This is a genomic window from Qipengyuania intermedia (genome assembly GCF_019711615.1).
Classification (GTDB): domain Bacteria; phylum Pseudomonadota; class Alphaproteobacteria; order Sphingomonadales; family Sphingomonadaceae; genus Qipengyuania; species Qipengyuania intermedia.
Genome location: NZ_JAIGNS010000001.1, coordinates 369,586 through 385,150, shown reverse-complemented (window position 1 = coordinate 385,150; position 15,565 = coordinate 369,586). Strand labels below are relative to the sequence as shown.

At 63.6% G+C, this 15,565-nt stretch carries 17 protein-coding genes; 6 read left to right on the top strand and 11 right to left on the bottom strand.

What is annotated here, in order from left to right:
- Positions 1-58: 58 nt before the first annotated feature.
- Together truA and fmt are read right to left on the bottom strand one after the other, a co-directional pair.
- Complete coding sequence (truA, locus tag K3179_RS01875) at positions 59-808, bottom strand: tRNA pseudouridine(38-40) synthase TruA (protein ID WP_221562228.1); 750 nt, start codon at positions 806-808, stop codon at positions 59-61.
- Positions 805-1,713, bottom strand: coding sequence for a methionyl-tRNA formyltransferase (fmt, locus tag K3179_RS01870; protein WP_221562227.1), 909 nt, complete (start codon positions 1,711-1,713; stop codon positions 805-807). Before fmt ends, truA begins: the two co-directional genes overlap by 4 nt.
- Positions 1,714-1,765: 52 nt before the next feature.
- Between fmt and recR the strand changes: the two genes are divergently transcribed.
- The 5 genes from recR to K3179_RS01845 all read left to right on the top strand — a co-directional run bounded on the left by recR (position 1,766) and on the right by K3179_RS01845 (position 4,943).
- Positions 1,766-2,362: a recombination mediator RecR gene (recR, locus tag K3179_RS01865; RefSeq protein ID WP_221562226.1), complete on the top strand. Its 597-nt coding sequence runs from the start codon at positions 1,766-1,768 to the stop codon at positions 2,360-2,362.
- 3 nt (positions 2,363-2,365) lie between these two features.
- Positions 2,366-2,605, top strand: coding sequence for a hypothetical protein (locus K3179_RS01860; protein ID WP_221562225.1), 240 nt, complete (start codon positions 2,366-2,368; stop codon positions 2,603-2,605).
- A gap of 52 nt (positions 2,606-2,657) precedes the next feature.
- Complete coding sequence (locus K3179_RS01855; protein WP_090482029.1) at positions 2,658-3,224, top strand: peptide deformylase; 567 nt, start codon at positions 2,658-2,660, stop codon at positions 3,222-3,224.
- A complete protein-coding gene (locus tag K3179_RS01850; RefSeq protein ID WP_090482032.1) occupies positions 3,211-3,408 on the top strand; it encodes a hypothetical protein in 198 nt (65 codons plus the stop codon). Before K3179_RS01855 ends, K3179_RS01850 begins: the two co-directional genes overlap by 14 nt.
- A gap of 62 nt (positions 3,409-3,470) precedes the next feature.
- On the top strand, positions 3,471-4,943 hold the full coding sequence (locus K3179_RS01845) for a DNA recombination protein RmuC (protein WP_221562224.1): 1,473 nt from the start codon (positions 3,471-3,473) through the stop codon (positions 4,941-4,943).
- 3 nt (positions 4,944-4,946) lie between these two features.
- Here K3179_RS01845 and K3179_RS01840 read toward each other — a convergent pair whose 3' ends face one another.
- The 8 genes from K3179_RS01840 to K3179_RS01805 all read right to left on the bottom strand — a co-directional run bounded on the left by K3179_RS01840 (position 4,947) and on the right by K3179_RS01805 (position 12,017).
- Positions 4,947-6,698: an amidohydrolase gene (locus K3179_RS01840; RefSeq protein WP_221562223.1), complete on the bottom strand. Its 1,752-nt coding sequence runs from the start codon at positions 6,696-6,698 to the stop codon at positions 4,947-4,949.
- 46 nt (positions 6,699-6,744) lie between these two features.
- Positions 6,745-7,575 carry a TrmH family RNA methyltransferase gene (locus K3179_RS01835; RefSeq protein WP_221562222.1) on the bottom strand — a complete coding sequence of 277 codons (831 nt, stop codon included), beginning with the start codon at positions 7,573-7,575 and terminating at the stop codon, positions 6,745-6,747.
- A gap of 1 nt (position 7,576) precedes the next feature.
- Entirely contained in the window at positions 7,577-7,855 is a 279-nt protein-coding gene (locus tag K3179_RS01830; protein WP_221562221.1) for an HPr family phosphocarrier protein, read from the bottom strand.
- Positions 7,852-8,277, bottom strand: a complete 426-nt coding sequence (locus K3179_RS01825) for a PTS sugar transporter subunit IIA (protein WP_221562220.1) — start codon at positions 8,275-8,277, stop codon at positions 7,852-7,854. The genes K3179_RS01830 and K3179_RS01825 overlap by 4 nt, the downstream gene beginning before the upstream one ends.
- Positions 8,278-8,346: 69 nt before the next feature.
- Positions 8,347-9,243 (bottom strand): RNase adapter RapZ, encoded by an 897-nt coding sequence (gene rapZ / locus K3179_RS01820; RefSeq protein WP_221562219.1) that lies wholly within the window; start codon positions 9,241-9,243, stop codon positions 8,347-8,349.
- Positions 9,240-9,698, bottom strand: a complete 459-nt coding sequence (locus K3179_RS01815; RefSeq protein ID WP_345721786.1) for an HPr kinase/phosphorylase — start codon at positions 9,696-9,698, stop codon at positions 9,240-9,242. Before K3179_RS01815 ends, rapZ begins: the two co-directional genes overlap by 4 nt.
- Positions 9,695-11,260: a sensor histidine kinase gene (locus tag K3179_RS01810; protein WP_221562218.1), complete on the bottom strand. Its 1,566-nt coding sequence runs from the start codon at positions 11,258-11,260 to the stop codon at positions 9,695-9,697. The genes K3179_RS01815 and K3179_RS01810 overlap by 4 nt, the downstream gene beginning before the upstream one ends.
- Positions 11,253-12,017: a response regulator transcription factor gene (locus K3179_RS01805; RefSeq protein ID WP_100260752.1), complete on the bottom strand. Its 765-nt coding sequence runs from the start codon at positions 12,015-12,017 to the stop codon at positions 11,253-11,255. The genes K3179_RS01810 and K3179_RS01805 overlap by 8 nt, the downstream gene beginning before the upstream one ends.
- A gap of 132 nt (positions 12,018-12,149) precedes the next feature.
- On the opposite strand from K3179_RS01805, the gene K3179_RS01800 reads away from it, so the two are divergent.
- Positions 12,150-13,790, top strand: a complete 1,641-nt coding sequence (locus tag K3179_RS01800; RefSeq protein WP_221562217.1) for a phosphoenolpyruvate carboxykinase — start codon at positions 12,150-12,152, stop codon at positions 13,788-13,790.
- A gap of 121 nt (positions 13,791-13,911) precedes the next feature.
- On the opposite strand, the gene K3179_RS01795 is transcribed toward K3179_RS01800, so the two are convergent.
- Positions 13,912-15,543, bottom strand: coding sequence for an FAD-dependent oxidoreductase (locus tag K3179_RS01795; protein ID WP_221562216.1), 1,632 nt, complete (start codon positions 15,541-15,543; stop codon positions 13,912-13,914).
- Between the last annotated feature and the right edge of the window lie 22 nt (positions 15,544-15,565).

Sequence of the window (15,565 nt, the reverse complement as noted above, 5' to 3'; positions counted from 1 at the left end):
AAACCTGTTTGCGGCCTCGCTACGCCTCGAAATCGGGCTTGGCTAGGGTGCCGTTACGTCAGTTGTCGTCCGGATAGGTCGCCGCAACGAAATAGAGGCCATGAGGCGGCGCGTTGAGGCCCAGTTCCTGCCGGTCGCGCGCCTCTAGGGCTTTTTTCACGTCGCCGACGGCCCAGCGGCCCATGCCGACGAGCGCGAGGCAGCCGACCATGGAGCGCACCTGGTGATGCAGGAAACTGCGCGCCGCCGCGTGGATCAGGACGTGATCCCCCTCGCGTTCGACATCGAGGCGGTCGAGCGTCTTTTGCGGACTGGCCGACTGGCAATGGGCGGACCGGAAGGTGGTGAAGTCATGGTTGCCGACCAAAGCCTGCGCGGCTTGGTGCATGGCCGCCTCGTCGAGCGGCTGGGGCACCTGCCAGGCGCGGTTCTTCTCCAGCGTCAGCGGCGCGCGGCGATTGGCGATCCTGTAGACATAGCTGCGCCCGGTGCAGGTGAAGCGCGCGTGCCAATCGTCCGGCACGATCTCGCAATGCGTCACTGCCACCGGATCGGGGCGCAGCTTTGCGTTGAGCGCCTCCATCAGGCGGAAGGGTTCGATATCCTTCTCGATGTCGAGATGGCTGCGCATCGCCAGCGCGTGCACGCCCGTGTCTGTACGTCCGGCGCTGGCCAGCCGCACTTCCTCGCCGGTCACCGCAAAAGCCGCTTCTTCAACGGCCTGTTGCACGCTCGGCCCATGGGGCTGGCGTTGCAGGCCGAAGAACGGCGTGCCGTCGAATTCCAGGGTGAGCGCGAAACGGGTCACGAAAGGCGCGCGCCTTTCTTGATCGCATTCCCGCGCAGGAAAGTGTCGAGGTCCATGCGCGGTTTGCCAGCCCGCTGCAGTTCGAGCGGCCGGATCGCGCCTTCACCGCACGCGATAGCGAGGCGGTCGTCCAGCACCTCTCCCGCGTCACCCGACCCCTCGCATGTCTCTGCACGCAGCAGTTTCACCCGCTGGCCGTCATGTTCGAACCACGCGCCGGGGAAGGGCGAGAGGCCATGCACATGACGCACGACCTCTTTTGCCGGACGGGCCCAGTCCAGCCGCGCCTCGGCCTTGTCGATCTTGGCGGCATAGGTCGCTTCGGCATCGTCCTGTTCGACCGCGTGCAGCGCGTCGAGATCGATCAGCGTGCCGACCATCAGCTGCGCGCCCAGTTCGGCCAGTTCCTCGGTCAGTTCGCCCGTGGTCTTGTCCTCGATCGGGGTGCGTACGGTGGCCAGCATGGGGCCGGTATCGAGGCCCGCTTCCATCTGCATGATGGTGACGCCCGTAACCTCGTCTCCCGCCATGATCGAACGGTGGATCGGCGCCGCGCCGCGCCAGTGCGGCAGGATGGAAGCATGGACGTTGAGGCAGCCGTGTTCCGGCGCATCGAGGATAGCCTGCGGCAGGAGCAGGCCATAGGCCGCCACGACCGCGATATCGGCATCGAGCGCGGCGAAAGCTTCCTGCTCTTCAATCGATTTGAGCGATTTGGGATGGCGCACCTCGATCCCCAGCCTGTCTGCCCGTTCGTGCACGGCGGTCTTGGTCAGCTCCTTGCCGCGACGACCGCCGGGGCGGGGCGGCTGGGTGTAGACGCACACGACCTCATGCGCCGCATCGACCAGCGCCTGCAGCGTGGGCACGGCGAAATCCGGGCTTCCCATGAAGATTATGCGCATGACGTGTTCTATGGCCTTTCTTGGTCGCGCCTGCGCCCCTATCTGTGCATCTATGGCATCGCAAGAGATCGAGACTCTGGCTTCCGCGCTGGCGCGCCTTCCCGGCCTCGGCCCGCGCAGCGCGCGGCGGGCGGTGCTGTGGCTGGTCAAGCGCCGCGAAAGCGCGCTGCCCGCGCTGCTCGAAGCGCTCGCCACCGTGGGCGAGGCGCTTGTCGAATGCGACACCTGCGGCAATGTCGACACCACCAACCCCTGCGGCATCTGCGCCGACCCGCGCCGCGACGGCAAGGGGCTGTGCGTGGTGGAGGACGTGGCGGATCTGTGGGCGCTCGACCGGGCGAAGCTGTTCACCGGCAAGTACCACGTGCTCGGCGGCAAGCTGTCGGCGCTCGACGGGATTCGGCCGGAAGACCTCAATATCGCCAGCCTGCTCTCGCGCGTCGAGGCGGGCGGGGTGGACGAAGTGGTCCTCGCCATGAACGCAACGCTCGAAGGCCAGACCACTGCGCATTACATTGCGGAACGGCTGGAGGATTTCCCGATCCGCATCACCCAGCTGGCGCATGGCCTGCCGGTGGGCGGCGAACTGGACTATCTCGACGAGGGCACGCTGGCGCAGGCGCTGCGTGCGCGGCGGCCGCTGGCATAGGCCATGGGTCTGATCCAGAGAATGATGACCGCGATCGTCAGCGAAGAGACTGCGGCGCTCTGGGAGGCGGAAACCCGCCAGTACCAGGCGACCTGCAAGAAATGCCAACATCAGTACGATGCCTGGGATATCGGGGCCATCATCTACAAGGCCACGTCCGATCGGCACGCACTGGTCCGCTGTCCAGCCTGCGGCAAGCGCTCGATGACGTGGTTCGACAAGCGTCAGCAGCCCGATAACTGACATCGCAGCAATCGCGTTGAAGAATCGGCTGCCAGCGCCTATCTGACCCCTCATGGCTATCCGTGAAATTCTCGAAGTGCCGGATCCCCGGCTCAAGACCGTGTCCGAACCCGTAACCGAGTTCGACGACGAGCTGAAAACGCTGGTCGAGGACATGTTCGAAACCATGTATGCCGCGCCCGGCATCGGCCTCGCCGCGATCCAGGTCGGCGTGCCCAAGCGCCTGCTCGTCATCGATCTCCAGCCGGAAGACACCGATGCAGAGCCGGAAGAGTGCGATCACGGCGGCCATCACCACCACCATTATCCGACGAAGAAGGAACCGCGGGTTTTCGTGAACCCCGAAATCCTCGATCCGGCGGACGAGCTGGCGAGCTATCAGGAAGGCTGCCTTTCGGTCCCCGACATCTTCGCCGATGTGGATCGCCCGGCCACTTGCCGCGTGCGCTACCAGGACCTCGACGGCAATGTGCACGAAGAAGAGATGGAAGGCCTGATGGCCACCTGCATCCAGCACGAGATGGACCATTTGGAAGGCATTCTCTTCATCGACCACCTTTCGCGCCTCAAGCGCAACATGGCCCTGAAGAAGCTGAAGAAGCTGCGTGAGGCAGCCTGACCGGATTAGCTGGTCGCAGGCGGCACTGGCCGGATTGCTGTTCGCCCTGATCAGCTGCACCTGGCGCTATCTCAGCGACGGTGCGGGTTTCGACGAGCTCGCAATCCGCTTCGCCGCCTATTTCCTTGCCTTTACGGTGGGGTTCTATTTCCTCTACAACCTCGTGGTGAAACGCCAGCGGTAGATAGCTTTCCGCACCCTCTGGCGTTCTCTCTCCGTTCCGCCTAATGTCGCGGGATGGACCCGATGATTTTCATACTTATCGCATTGTTCGGCGGCCTCCTTGTCGGAGGGCTTGCCGGCTGGTTTTTCGGCTCGCGCCCGGTGGCGGAATGGAAGGCGCGCTATGCGGAGCGCGATGGCGAAGCCCGCGCATCAGAAGATAAGATCAAGGAAATGACGCGCGACTTAGCCGCTGTTTCGGAGAGAGCAGCATTGTCCGATGAGCGTGCACAAGAGCTCGAGGCTTTGCGCCATCAACGAGAGCAGCTGGCCAATAAGCTGGCTTCGTTGGAGAGTTCTGCGGAAGCTCGAGAGGAGGCCCTGAATGAGCGCTATGCAGAACGAGAGAAGCAATTCGCTCGTGAAATGCAAAGACTTCAGGAAGCCGAGGATAAACTTCAAGCGAAGTTTGGTGAGATAGGAGAGAAGTTACTCGACGGCGCACGCTCGAAATTTCTCGAAGGTGCTCAGTCTCATCTCGCATCGCTGAACAAAGAGAGTTTAGCCGAACTTGAAAAGAAGGTTGGGCCTGTTGGCGACACCTTGGAGCGCTATCGCAAAAGGGTCGAAGAACTAGAAAAAACCCGCTCGAGTGATTTTGAGCAACTCAAGGGGGTGATCCGACAAGTAAGTGAGGGGCAAAACAGGGTCATCGAGGGCGCAAACGCGATCACGACAACTCTGAAAGGTGCAACCAAAGCGCGAGGCGATTGGGGGGAGCTCCAGCTTGAAAATCTTCTCGAGAGTTGTGGTCTTTATGACAAGGCGGATTTCAATTTTCAGACGACTGTGCGCGACGAAAACGGAAACTTGCTAAGGCCAGATGCGGTTATAAATATTCCGGGCGGTCGCCGCTTGGTTGTCGACGTCAAGAATGTCTTCAACACTTATCGCGCAGCCAACGAAGCTGAGAGTGACGAGGAGCGACAAGCGCTGCTGAAAACTCACGCGCGCGAGCTACGAGGACACATCGACGAACTGTCGGCCAAAAGATATCAAGATCATGTCGAAGGATCTGCCGACTTCGTGGTCATGTTCATTCCCGGGGAGCACGTACTTTATGCTGCCCTCACTCAGGACAACGGTCTTCTAGATTACGCTCTGAAACGGCAGATCGTCCTTTCTAGCCCCCTCAATTTCATGTCTATTGCTCTGACCGTTTCGACAGTTTGGCGCCAGGCTGGGGTACAGGCGGATGCCAAAGAGATAGCTCAACTCGGCAAAGAGCTTTACGACAGGCTTGGGGTCGTTGCCGGGCACTTGGCCGCGATGAGAAAGAGCCTCAGTTCTACAAACCAACACTTCGACAAACTAATCGGAAGTTTCGACACTAACCTGCGTCGCACCGGAGAGCGGTTCGAGGAGCTCAATGTTGATACAAGTGCAAAGGATCTGAGTGAGGCACTTCCGATTGGTCATACCCCCCGCATGCTTGCTAACTTTCCAGACACGGAAGACGCCGCGCAGATCGAGGACGGCCGCGAAGCGGCGGAATAGGCGCTATCGCTCGTAGACGATCCGGCCATCGACGATGGTCATCACGATCTTTCCGTCCAGCAGCCCCGCAGGATCGCTCCGGGCGAGGGTGAAGGGGTCGATGTCCATGACTGTCAGATCGGCCCAACGGCCCGGCGCGATCATGCCCGTCTCGTCCTCGCGGAAGCCCGCATAGGCCGACCACGAGGTGTAGGCGCGGATGGCTTCCTCAATGGTCACCGCCTCTTCGGGATACCATCCGCCGTCGGGCTGCAGGTCCTTGTCGCGCCGCGTCATGGCAGCGTGGAGACCGTAGAAAATGCTGTGATCGCTGCCCGGATTGTCGGCGTTGAAGGTCATGCGTGCGCCGTTTCGCAGCAAGGTGCGCCAGGCATAGGCGCCGCGAATACGCTCCGACCCGAGCCTGTCTTCGGCCCAGGTCTTGTCCTCTACCGCGTGGGGCGGTTCCATCGACGCGATGACACCAAGTTCGGCAAAGCGGTCCATGTCTTCGGGGGCGATCACCTGTGCGTGTTCGATACGGTGCCGGTTGGCCCGTGCAGCGGGTGCTTCCGCAAAGACGCTTTCGAGAATGTCCAGCGCCTCGCGGTTGCCCGCGTCACCGATGGCGTGGATGCCGGTCTGGAAGCCCGCTTTCATCGCCGCTTCGTTCAATTCGCGATCGAAGCCGTAGCCGCTCCCGCTGACGCCCCGATGGCCGGGACGGTCCGCGTAATCTTCCAGCAGGCGCGCCCCTCGCGAGCCCAGCGCCCCGTCGTAATAGGCCTTCACTGACCGCGTCACGAGCATGGAACCGGTGTCGCTGTCCGGTCCCCTCGCGATCCAGCGGCGCATCAGCGGCTCGTCTCGCAGCGAGAGCATTGCGTAGACGCGGATCGGCAGATTGTCGTTCGCCTCCAGCGCGGCGAAGGTCTCCATCGCGTGAGTATCAGCGCCTGCTTCATGGATCGTGACATAGCCGTCGCGCGCCATCTGCATCAGGCCCTTGCGCGTCTGCCGCATGCGGGTTTCGAGCGACGCTGTGGGGATCGCCCCGTCCAGCATGGTCGTCGCACGGTTGAGGAAAAGGCCGCTGGGCGCACCATCGTCGCCGAGCCGCATCTCACCGCCATCCGGCACTGCGCTCTGCGCCGTGATCCCTCCCGCATCGAGAGCCGCCTGGTTCGCCCACAGCCCGAAGCCATGCAGGCTGCGCATGACGACGGGATGATCGGGCACGGCCGCGCTGAGCAAAGCCTTGTCGGGATAGGCATTGGCCCAGGCGCCTTCGTCCCAGCCTGCGCCGATAATCCATTCTCCGGCAGGCAGCGTCTTGGCCCGCTCGGCAACCAGTGCGACGGCTTCGGCTTCGGTCGCGACATCGGTGAGATCCACGGCGTCGAGCTTCGCGCCGAATTCGACCACATGGGTATGGGTGTCGACAAGACCCGGCAGGACGGTCGCGCCGTGAAGATCGACTATACGCGTTTCGGCACCCTGCCACGCAAGAGCGTCCTGCGCGCTTCCGGCAAACACGATTGCGCCATCGTTGATCGCGACCGCTTCGGCATCGGGACGCCAGTTCGAGCCATCGAAAGGCGCGTCGGCGGCAGGATTGCCCTCCCGGTCGGGGTCGCCCCAGGCGAGCGTGTAGACCCGCGCGTTGGTAAGGATCAGATCGGCCGGATCGGTTTCTGCCACTGCGACGGGGCCAGTGACGCAGGCTGACAGGAGCAAGGCTCCAGCTAATCCGGCCAACCTCAAGCTTTTCATCATCCCGTCCTCTCCCTTGCCGCGTTTAGGCAGCAATTCGGACGCGGGATCAAGCGCTTCCGCTGTCGAGTGCGGCCAGCACCTCGTAGCCGAGCACTGCGGCTGCGACGGCTGCGTTGAGGCTGTCGGCGCGGCCTTTCATCGGCATGGTCACGCGAAGGTCGCAGGCCATCTCGTATTCCTCGGGCAGGCCCCGGCTCTCGTTGCCGACCATGACGAAGCAGGGCGCGGCATAGGGGGCGGAGCGATAGGGCTGTGCATCGCGCAGCGAGGCGGCGACCAGCTGGCCTTCGCCAGCACGCAGCCATTGTTCGAAATCGGCCCATTCGGCTCGCGCAACGCGGCGCGTGAAGATCGCGCCCATGCTGGCTCGCACCGTCTCCACGCCGAAGGGGTCGGCACAGTCGTCGATGAGGATCACGCCCCCTGCGCCTATGGCATCGGCAGTACGGAGCATGGTGCCAAGATTTCCCGGATCGCGCAGCGCCTGCGCCACGAGCCAGATATCGGCGCAAGTGCGGTCGAGTGCGGCAAGCGAGGTGTCGAACTCGGCAAAGACGCCCGCGACCGCCTGCGGGTTATCCTTCCCCGTTATCTTGACGAGGATATCGGGCGAGGTTTCGATGATCTCGCCTCCCGATGCCTCTACCGCACGTTCCAGTTCTGACAGCAGCGGATGCGGGTCGCGCTTGTCGGACAGGACCAGCGTCTCGGGGACGTGACCACTCTCGCGCGCATCGGTGAGCAGGCGGAGGCCCTCGGCCAGGAACTTGCCGGCTGCCTTGCGGTGCTTCTTTTCGCGCAAGGCCCGCAGCGCCTTGACCGTGGGATTGGAAAAGCCGGTGATGATCCGGCGCGCGTCGCTGCGCTCGCCCATCATGTCAGGGTTCTCCGAAACCGTCCTCGATCATGGCTGACAGGTCGGCCATGACAGCGTCGGCACCGTTTCCCGCAACGATAAGTTCGATCGTGTCGCCCTTGGCCGCGCCGAGCATCATCAGGCCGAGGATGCTGCCGCCGGCTGCTTCGTTGCCGCCCTTGGCGACGCGCACCGAACAGCCTTCGGGCACTTCCGCGACCGCGCCGACGAATTTGGCGCTGGCGCGTGCATGCAGGCCGCGCTGGTTGACGACGGTGAGGGTCTTGCGAAGTTCGCTCAACTTGCCTTCCGTTCGCTGTCGATTTCCTGCCCGAGGAATTCGCTGGCCACGGTGATGTAATTGCGGCCCGCGGTCTGCGCGGCGTTGACCGCATCGACGACGTTCATCGACTTGCGGGCTCCGGCAAGGCGGATCAGCATCGGCAGGTTGATCCCGGCAATGACTTCGATCCTGCCGGTATCGAGCAGCGAGATCGCGAGGTTGGACGGAGTGCCGCCGAACAGGTCGGTCAGGATGATCGCGCCATCGCCTTCATCGACCTTCTCGATCGCGTCGGCGATGTCCTTCCGCCTGCGTTCCATATCGTCGTTCGGACCGATGCAGATGGTGGCGACACCTTCCTGCCGGCCAACGACATGTTCCATCGCATCGATAAAATGCTCGGCCAGTTTGCCGTGGGTAACGAGAATCATTCCGATCATGGGAAGTGAGCCGTGCTGTGCTTTCCGAAGGTGTTAGCTTTGTCTGTCGACCATTGTGCGGCGAGGGAATCAGCGGCGCTCGAGCGGATCGGCGGGGCGGCTTCCCAGATTTCGGTGAATGACCGTGGGCGAAAATCCTTCCTCGCGCAAGACCTCGGCTGCGCGTTCGGCGCTATAGACCGAGCGGTGGCGCCCGCCGGTGCACCCGAAGGCGATATTGAGGTAGCTGCGCCCCTGCGCCGCATAGCGCGGCAGCAATTCGCGCAAAGTGTCTGAAATACGCGCAAAAGACGGTCCGAAGGCCGGGTCGGAAGAGATATGCGCCGCGACGTCTTCGTCCAGCCCGGTCTGTTCGCGCAAGCCCTCGATCCAGTGTGGATTGTCGAGGAAACGCATGTCGAAAACGAGGTCGGCGAGCGGGGGCATGCCGCGCGCGAAACCGAAGCTCGACACGGTGACCGTCATGTCGCGCGCCTCGCTGTCGGCGAAGCGTTCGCGCACCAGCTGCTGCAACTGGTTGGTCGAAAAGCCGGTCGTGTCGATCACGCTGTCGGCCCAGCGCCTGAGCGGTTCCAGCAGCTCGCGCTCGGCAGCGATGCCGCCGGCGACAGGCCGCCCGCGCGCCATGGGATGGGGACGCCGGGTCTCGTTGTAACGCCGCTCCAGTTCGGCAGTGGAGCAGTCGATGAACAGGGTCATCAGCTCGATGTCTTCGCGCTGCGACAGCGCCCGGCACTGTTCGATGGTTTCGGACGGCACGAAGCCGCGGGTCCGCGAATCGAAGCCGATGGCGATCGGTGAGGGATGATCGCTCTCGGTCCCCACAAGGCCGGACAGGAGACGGATGGGGAAGTTGTCGATCGCTTCCCAACCCAGGTCTTCGAGGACCTGCAAGGCGGTACTCTTCCCCGCACCGGAAAGGCCGGTGACAAGGAGTACGCGTTGCTTGTGCGAGTCGCCGCTCATGGCGCCTTCTTAGCACCGGCTGGAGACAGGGATGGAACCCTCAGCCCGTGTTTATCCAACGCGTATTGCGCGCGCAGGGCCTGGATGGCGTCTCCCGGCCGGAATTCGATGAGCGGGACCGGCACGCCAAGGATCTCGCGATGTTTCTCTTCGAGCGGATAGCGCGGCGCGTCTTCTTTCAGTTCCAGTACCAGGGCGAGCGGGGCGCTGGTAGCGGGCAGGTCGACGATGCCCACGTTGCGGATCTCGATCTTCCCGACGGTTTGCGAAGGAGGGCTGGCAATCACTCTACCGTCCGTAACGCGCATCGTTACGCCGTCGTCGCCTATCAGCTGTGCCCCGCGATCGATAAGAGCAAGCGCCAGCGACGTTTTCCCGCTGCCCGGCGCTCCGCCGATCAGGATTGCGCGACCGCCTAGGGCCACACAGCTCACATTGAACAGCGTTTCGCTCACCGTGCGGCGGGCAGGCTGAGCACGAGGCAGGCGCCTTCGACGCCGCCGGGCCGCATTTCTGCGTGCAGCGTGCCGTCATGCGCTTCGGCAATGGTGCGCGCGATGGCAAGGCCGAGACCGGAGTGGTTGCCGAAATCCTCGCCTTCCGGGCGGTCGGAATGGAAGCGGTGGAAGACTTTCTCGCGCTTGGCTTCGGGGATGCCGGGGCCGCAGTCCTCCACGGCAAGATCGACGATCCCGTCGCGGCGGGAAAGGCTGACCGTGATCGGGGCATCTTCGGGCGAAAACGACACCGCATTGTCGAGCAGATTGTCGATCACCCGTTCGAGCCGCATGGCGACGCCCATGATGGCATAGGGGCCGTGGCCGGCGTGGATCTCGACCTTGCGGCCCTCGTTCTCCCCGCGCTCCTCGCGGCTGGCGACGATATTGCGCACGAGCGTATCGAGATCGACGCGTTCGAATTCGGCGCGCGACAATTCCGCGTCGATGCGGCTGGCGTCGGAAATCTCGGTGACGAGCCGGTCGATCCGGCGCACGTCGTGTGTCGCGATGTCCAGTAACTGGGCGCGCAATTCGGGGTCGTCGACCCTGGCGAGGCTTTCGGTCGCGCTGCGCAGGCTCGCCAGCGGGTTCTTGATCTCATGCGCCACATCGGCAGCGAAGCTTTCCACCGCATCGATCCGGTGCCTGAGGGCGGATGTCATGTCCGAAATGGAGCGGGCGAGCATGCCGATCTCGTCGCGGCGCTGGGGCAGGCGGGGCACTTCGACCGCACGCTCGCGACCCTGGCGCACGCGCACTGCGGCCTGCACGAGTTCGCGCAAGGGACGCACGATCGTCTGCGCAAGGAAGAAGGACAGCAGGGTCGAAACCAGCAGGAACAGCAGCACGATCAGTGCGACCGTGGTACGGGCCGAACGCACGCTTTCGGTAATGTCGACCGGGTTGCGGGTCAGCAGCAAGGTGTCGCCATCCAGCCCGACGGGCGCGGCGGCATTGATTACGTGGGTGCCGTCGGGCGCGTCGCGCAGGACGATCTGTGTCAGGCTCTCCTCGCGGGCGCGGACCAGTTCGGGCCAGGCGGAAGCTTCGTCGCTTTCTGGTTCGACGTAATCGGGCAGGGCAGGTGCGCCCACGATGCGGTCGAACCAGCGGTCCATCCGGTAGGCGATGTCGCGCTGGTCGACCTCTGCCGGTTCGGGCAGGTCGAAGCTGGGCGGGGCGAGCGCGAAGCTGTCCGATTCCAGTTCGCCCGCGGGCCCGTAGACCCTGAGGCGCAGGCGCTGTTCCTTGCCGATCTGGATGAGCAGAGCTTCCTGGCGCTGGACCGTGGCGCCTGCCAGCGCCTCTGCCGTGATCTGCGCTTCGACCAGGGCGAGCTTGAAGCGCTCGTCCAGCAATTGCTTGCGATAGCTGTCGAGATAGAGGACGCCGCCGCCAAGGAGCACCAGCGGCAGGACGTTCACGAACAGGATGCGGCTGGTGAGCGAAAGGCGGCGCGACCAACGCAATTTCTCAAGCCGCGGATCGCCCTGGAGGACGCTGCCTTTCTCAGCCATCGCTGAAGCTGTAGCCGGCGCCGTAAAGCGTTTCGATCGAGGAGAAGTCATTGTCCACGCTGCGGAACTTGCGCCGCATGCGTTTGATATGGCTGTCGACCGTCCGATCATCGACATAGGTGTCGTCGGGGTAAGCGGCATCCATCAGCTGGTTGCGACTCTTGATGACGCCCGGATGCAGCGCGAGTGCTTCCAGCAGGAGGAATTCCGTTACGGTCAGCGACACCGGCTTGCCGTCCCACGTGACGTGATGGCGGGCGGGGTCCATGCGCAGGCGGCCACGCTCGATGATCTCGGCGGCTTTTTCCCCGACTTCCAGCGGCAGGGGGCGCCGCGCGTCCGAGCGCCGCAGGATCGCGCGGATGCGCGCCAGCAGCAGGCGGAGCGAGAAGGGTTTGGCGATGTAATCATCCGCACCCATCTGTAGCCCTGCTTCCTCGTCCTGCTCGTCGTCCTTGCTGGTCAGGAAAATGACGGGAAGGGCGGAATTTTCGCGCAGCCGGCGCAGCAGTTCCATGCCGTCCATCTTCGGCATCTTGATGTCGAAAATCGCGAGATCCGGCGGATTGTCGAGCAGCGCCGTCAGCGCGGCCTCCCCGTCGGAATAGACGCGCGTGGCAAAACCTTCTGCCTGCAGCGCGATAGAAACTGTTGTCAGGATGTTGCGGTCGTCATCGACCAGCGCAATGGTCGTGCGGTCGTCCGCCTGCGGTGTGGCGCCCTGCGGGGCGGTGGCCTGTTCGCCTTGGTTTTCCATGGTTTGTGTCGGGTAACGCTTTTCCTTGCGCAAGACAACGCACGCCGCACACGTTCTGGGTATTCCCGGCTGATGGTCGTTTGACGTTGCGGCGGGGCGGGACTAAAGGATCGGTAAGGGCGGCGCATTCGTATGCGCCAGCGATTCCCGGACACATTCCGCTCACCAGCGCTGGAGATTTCAGTGACCTTTCCGCTTTCCACCTCGCTTGCCTCGCAGGGCTTCGAGATCGATGCGACGATCCATCCCAATCTCACCTCCGAAGAACTGACCGCAGCCGCGCTCGAACGGGGCGAAGGCCGCCGCGCAAAGCATGGCCCGCTGGTCGTCCAGACCGGAAAGCACACCGGCCGCAGCGCGAAGGACAAGTTCATCGTCCGCAACGCCGAAACCGAAGACACGGTCTGGTGGGACAACAACGCATCGATGAAGCCGGAACATTTCGCTGCCCTGAAACAGGATTTCATGGCGGCGCTGGCCGATAAGGAAGAGCTGTTCGTGGCCGATTTGTTCGGCGGTTCGCAGCCGGAATACCGCGTCAACGTGCGCGTCATCAACGAACTTGCCTGGCATAACCAGTTCATCCGCACGCTGCTGGTGCGCCCGACCGAAGCCGAACTCGACGGTTTCGTCCCCGAATACACGATCATCGACCTGCCGACCTTCAAGGCCGATCCGGAGCGTCATGGCTGCCGCAGCGAGACGGTGATCGCGGTCAACCTGGAAGAAAAGCTGATCCTCATCGGCGGCACCAAATATGCCGGCGAAATGAAGAAGAGCGTCTTCGGCATCCTCAACTACCTGCTGCCGCCCAAGGGCGTGATGCCGATGCACTGCTCGGCCAACATCGGCCCCGACGGCAAGAGCGCGGTGTTCTTCGGCCTGTCCGGTACCGGCAAGACCACGCTTTCGGCCGATGCCAGCCGCACGCTGATCGGCGATGACGAACATGGCTGGTCGGACACGGCGGTCTTCAACTTCGAAGGCGGCTGCTACGCCAAGATGATCCGCCTCAACCCCGAAGCGGAACCCGAAATCTACGCCACCACACGCATGGAGGGCACCGTCCTCGAAAACGTGGTGATGGACGATAACGGCGAAATCGACCTCGACGACAACAGCCTCGCGGAGAACACCCGCGGCGCCTATCCGCTTTCGTCGATCCCGAACACCTCGGAAGACAACATGGGCCCGCCGCCCTCGAACGTGATCATGCTGACGGCCGATGCCTTCGGCGTCCTGCCTCCGATCGCCCGTCTTACGCCCGACCAGGCGATGTATCATTTCCTGTCGGGCTACACCGCAAAGGTGGCCGGCACCGAAATCGGCGTGACCGAGCCCGAAGCGACGTTCTCGACCTGCTTTGGCGCTCCGTTCATGCCGCGCCATCCGTCGGTCTACGGCAACCTGCTGAAGAAGCGCATCGCCGAAGGCGGCGCGCAGTGCTGGCTCGTCAACACGGGCTGGACCGGCGGCAAGTACGGCACCGGCAACCGCATGCCCATCAAGGCGACCCGCGCTCTGTTGAATGCCGCACTCGACGGCAGCCTCAACGAAGCGGAATTCCGCAAGGACCCGAACTTCGGCTTCGAAGTGCCGATCGCGGTCCCGGGCGTCGACAGCCAGATCCTCGATCCGCGTTCAACCTGGGACGACAAGGACGAATACGACCGCACCGCGCACAAGCTGGTGCAGCTCTTCGTCGACAATTTCGAGCCCTTTGCGGCCCATGTCGACCAGGGCGTGCGCGACGCGGCACCTGCTGCCGCCTGACGGTTCACATAGTTGGAGAGGAGAGCCCCCGGGCCGCGATCAAGCGCGACCCGGGGGTTTTCGTATCCGGCGCTGCCTTCCGGTTGCGTGTGAGCACGGTGAGGCAATCGCCGGGCTCGACTTATCCGGCGAGCCGTTCCCTCGACAGGGCGTCGATATAGTTCCAGATGCGGCTGACCACGACCGAGCCTTCGCCGACCGCACTGGCGACCCGTTTCACGGAACCGGCGCGTACATCGCCCACGGCGTAGATCCCGTCGGCGCTAGTCTCGTAAGGGGACTCGCGCCCGGCATCGCCGCCGGTGAGGACGAAACCCTGCTCGTCGGTCTGTGCGAGATCGGAGAGCCACTGCGTGTTGGGCGCGGCACCGATCATGATGAACAAGGCTCTCGTCGCGATTTCCTCGTCGCCATCGGGACCGCTCAGCGTCACCCCTTCGAGGTGATCGTCGCCATGCAGTGCGCTTGCCTCGGTGCGGTAGTGGATCGTGATCGACGGGTCGGCAACCAGCCTGTCGGTCAGGTATTTTGACATGCTTTCGGCAAGGTTGTCGCCGCGCACGACAATGTGGACGTGGCGTGCGGTGCGGCTGAGGTACATGGCCGCCTGACCCGCCGAATTGCCGCCACCGATGACGACCGCCTCGGTTTTCGAACAGAACCGCGCTTCCATGTCGGTGGCGGCGTAAAAGATGCCCTTGCTCTCGAATTCGGCCAGCCGGTCGAGGGGAAGGCGGCGATACTGCACGCCGGTCGCAACCAGCACCGTTTTCGCGCACACCTGGTCGCCATCGTCGAGATCGGCGCAAAAGGTGCCGTCCTCTCGCCGGACCAGCCCGCAGACCTGGCGCGGCATGGCAAAGCGCGTGCCGAATTTCATCGCCTGGATCTGTCCGCGATAGACGAGATCGGCGCCGCTGATGCCGGTCGGGAAACCCATGTAGTTTTCGATCCGGCTACTGGTGCCTGCCTGCCCGCCAATGGCGGTGTCCTCAACCACGAGCGCCTGCAGCCCTTCGCTTCCGGCATAGACCGCGGCTGCCACGCCCGCAGGCCCGGCGCCGACGATCAGCAGGTCGTAAACCGTCTCGCGGCAGACATCCATGTCGAGGCCGAGGTACTGGGCCATCTTGCGCGGGCTGGGATCGTCGATCACGCGGTCCTGGCCGAGGATAACCGCCGGGCGGTGTTCGACGAGGCGACACGCTGCGAGCGCCTCGTCGTCGTCTCCGTCGAGGTCCAGCGTCTGGAAAGGCACGCGGTTGCGGCTCAGGAAGCGCTCGACCGATTGGACCGCGCTGTCCTGGTCGGCGCCGATCAGCTTGATCGCGCTGTTATTGCCTTCGAATTGCTTGCGCCTGCGCGCGGCGAATACGCTCAGTACGTGGTCCGATAGTTCCGGGATGCGCGACATGAGGTCGAGCATGTCCTCACGCGGCACCTCGAGCGTGCGGGTATCCTTGGCGGCGCGCATGGGCAGGGTATGCGATCCTGCATTGAGGAAGGATATCTCGCCCATGAACTGCGTCGGGCCGAGCGAGCTGTCCATCAACCGTTCCCCGGAGAACGGGTCGACGACCTCGATTTCCCCGTCGAGCACATAGACGAAACGGTCCATGGCATCGCCTGCCTCGGCCACCATGGCGCCCTTGTCGTAGGTCCGCTCGGTACCGAGTTCGCGCAGGCAGGCGACGTGTTCGTCGGCCAGTGGAACGCGCGGCATCGTCTCCAGGTTTTCGCCGATCTGTTCCATCAGGCCTCCCGCTCAATCGAGC

Excerpts from the sequence above, each read along its gene's own strand:
- fmt (WP_221562227.1), bottom strand. The coding sequence starts at position 1,713 with ATGCGCATAATCTTCATGGGAAGCCCGGATTTCGCCGTGCCCACGCTG.
- recR (WP_221562226.1), top strand. The coding sequence starts at position 1,766 with ATGGCATCGCAAGAGATCGAGACTCTGGCTTCCGCGCTGGCGCGCCTT.
- K3179_RS01860 (WP_221562225.1), top strand. The coding sequence starts at position 2,366 with ATGGGTCTGATCCAGAGAATGATGACCGCGATCGTCAGCGAAGAGACT.
- K3179_RS01855 (WP_090482029.1), top strand. The coding sequence starts at position 2,658 with ATGGCTATCCGTGAAATTCTCGAAGTGCCGGATCCCCGGCTCAAGACC.
- K3179_RS01845 (WP_221562224.1), top strand. The coding sequence starts at position 3,471 with ATGATTTTCATACTTATCGCATTGTTCGGCGGCCTCCTTGTCGGAGGG.
- K3179_RS01840 (WP_221562223.1), bottom strand. The coding sequence starts at position 6,698 with ATGATGAAAAGCTTGAGGTTGGCCGGATTAGCTGGAGCCTTGCTCCTG.
- K3179_RS01835 (WP_221562222.1), bottom strand. The coding sequence starts at position 7,575 with ATGATGGGCGAGCGCAGCGACGCGCGCCGGATCATCACCGGCTTTTCC.
- K3179_RS01825 (WP_221562220.1), bottom strand. The coding sequence starts at position 8,277 with ATGATCGGAATGATTCTCGTTACCCACGGCAAACTGGCCGAGCATTTT.
- rapZ (WP_221562219.1), bottom strand. The coding sequence starts at position 9,243 with ATGAGCGGCGACTCGCACAAGCAACGCGTACTCCTTGTCACCGGCCTT.
- K3179_RS01810 (WP_221562218.1), bottom strand. The coding sequence starts at position 11,260 with ATGGCTGAGAAAGGCAGCGTCCTCCAGGGCGATCCGCGGCTTGAGAAA.
- K3179_RS01805 (WP_100260752.1), bottom strand. The coding sequence starts at position 12,017 with ATGGAAAACCAAGGCGAACAGGCCACCGCCCCGCAGGGCGCCACACCG.
- K3179_RS01800 (WP_221562217.1), top strand. The coding sequence starts at position 12,150 with ATGCGCCAGCGATTCCCGGACACATTCCGCTCACCAGCGCTGGAGATT.
- K3179_RS01795 (WP_221562216.1), bottom strand. The coding sequence starts at position 15,543 with ATGGAACAGATCGGCGAAAACCTGGAGACGATGCCGCGCGTTCCACTG.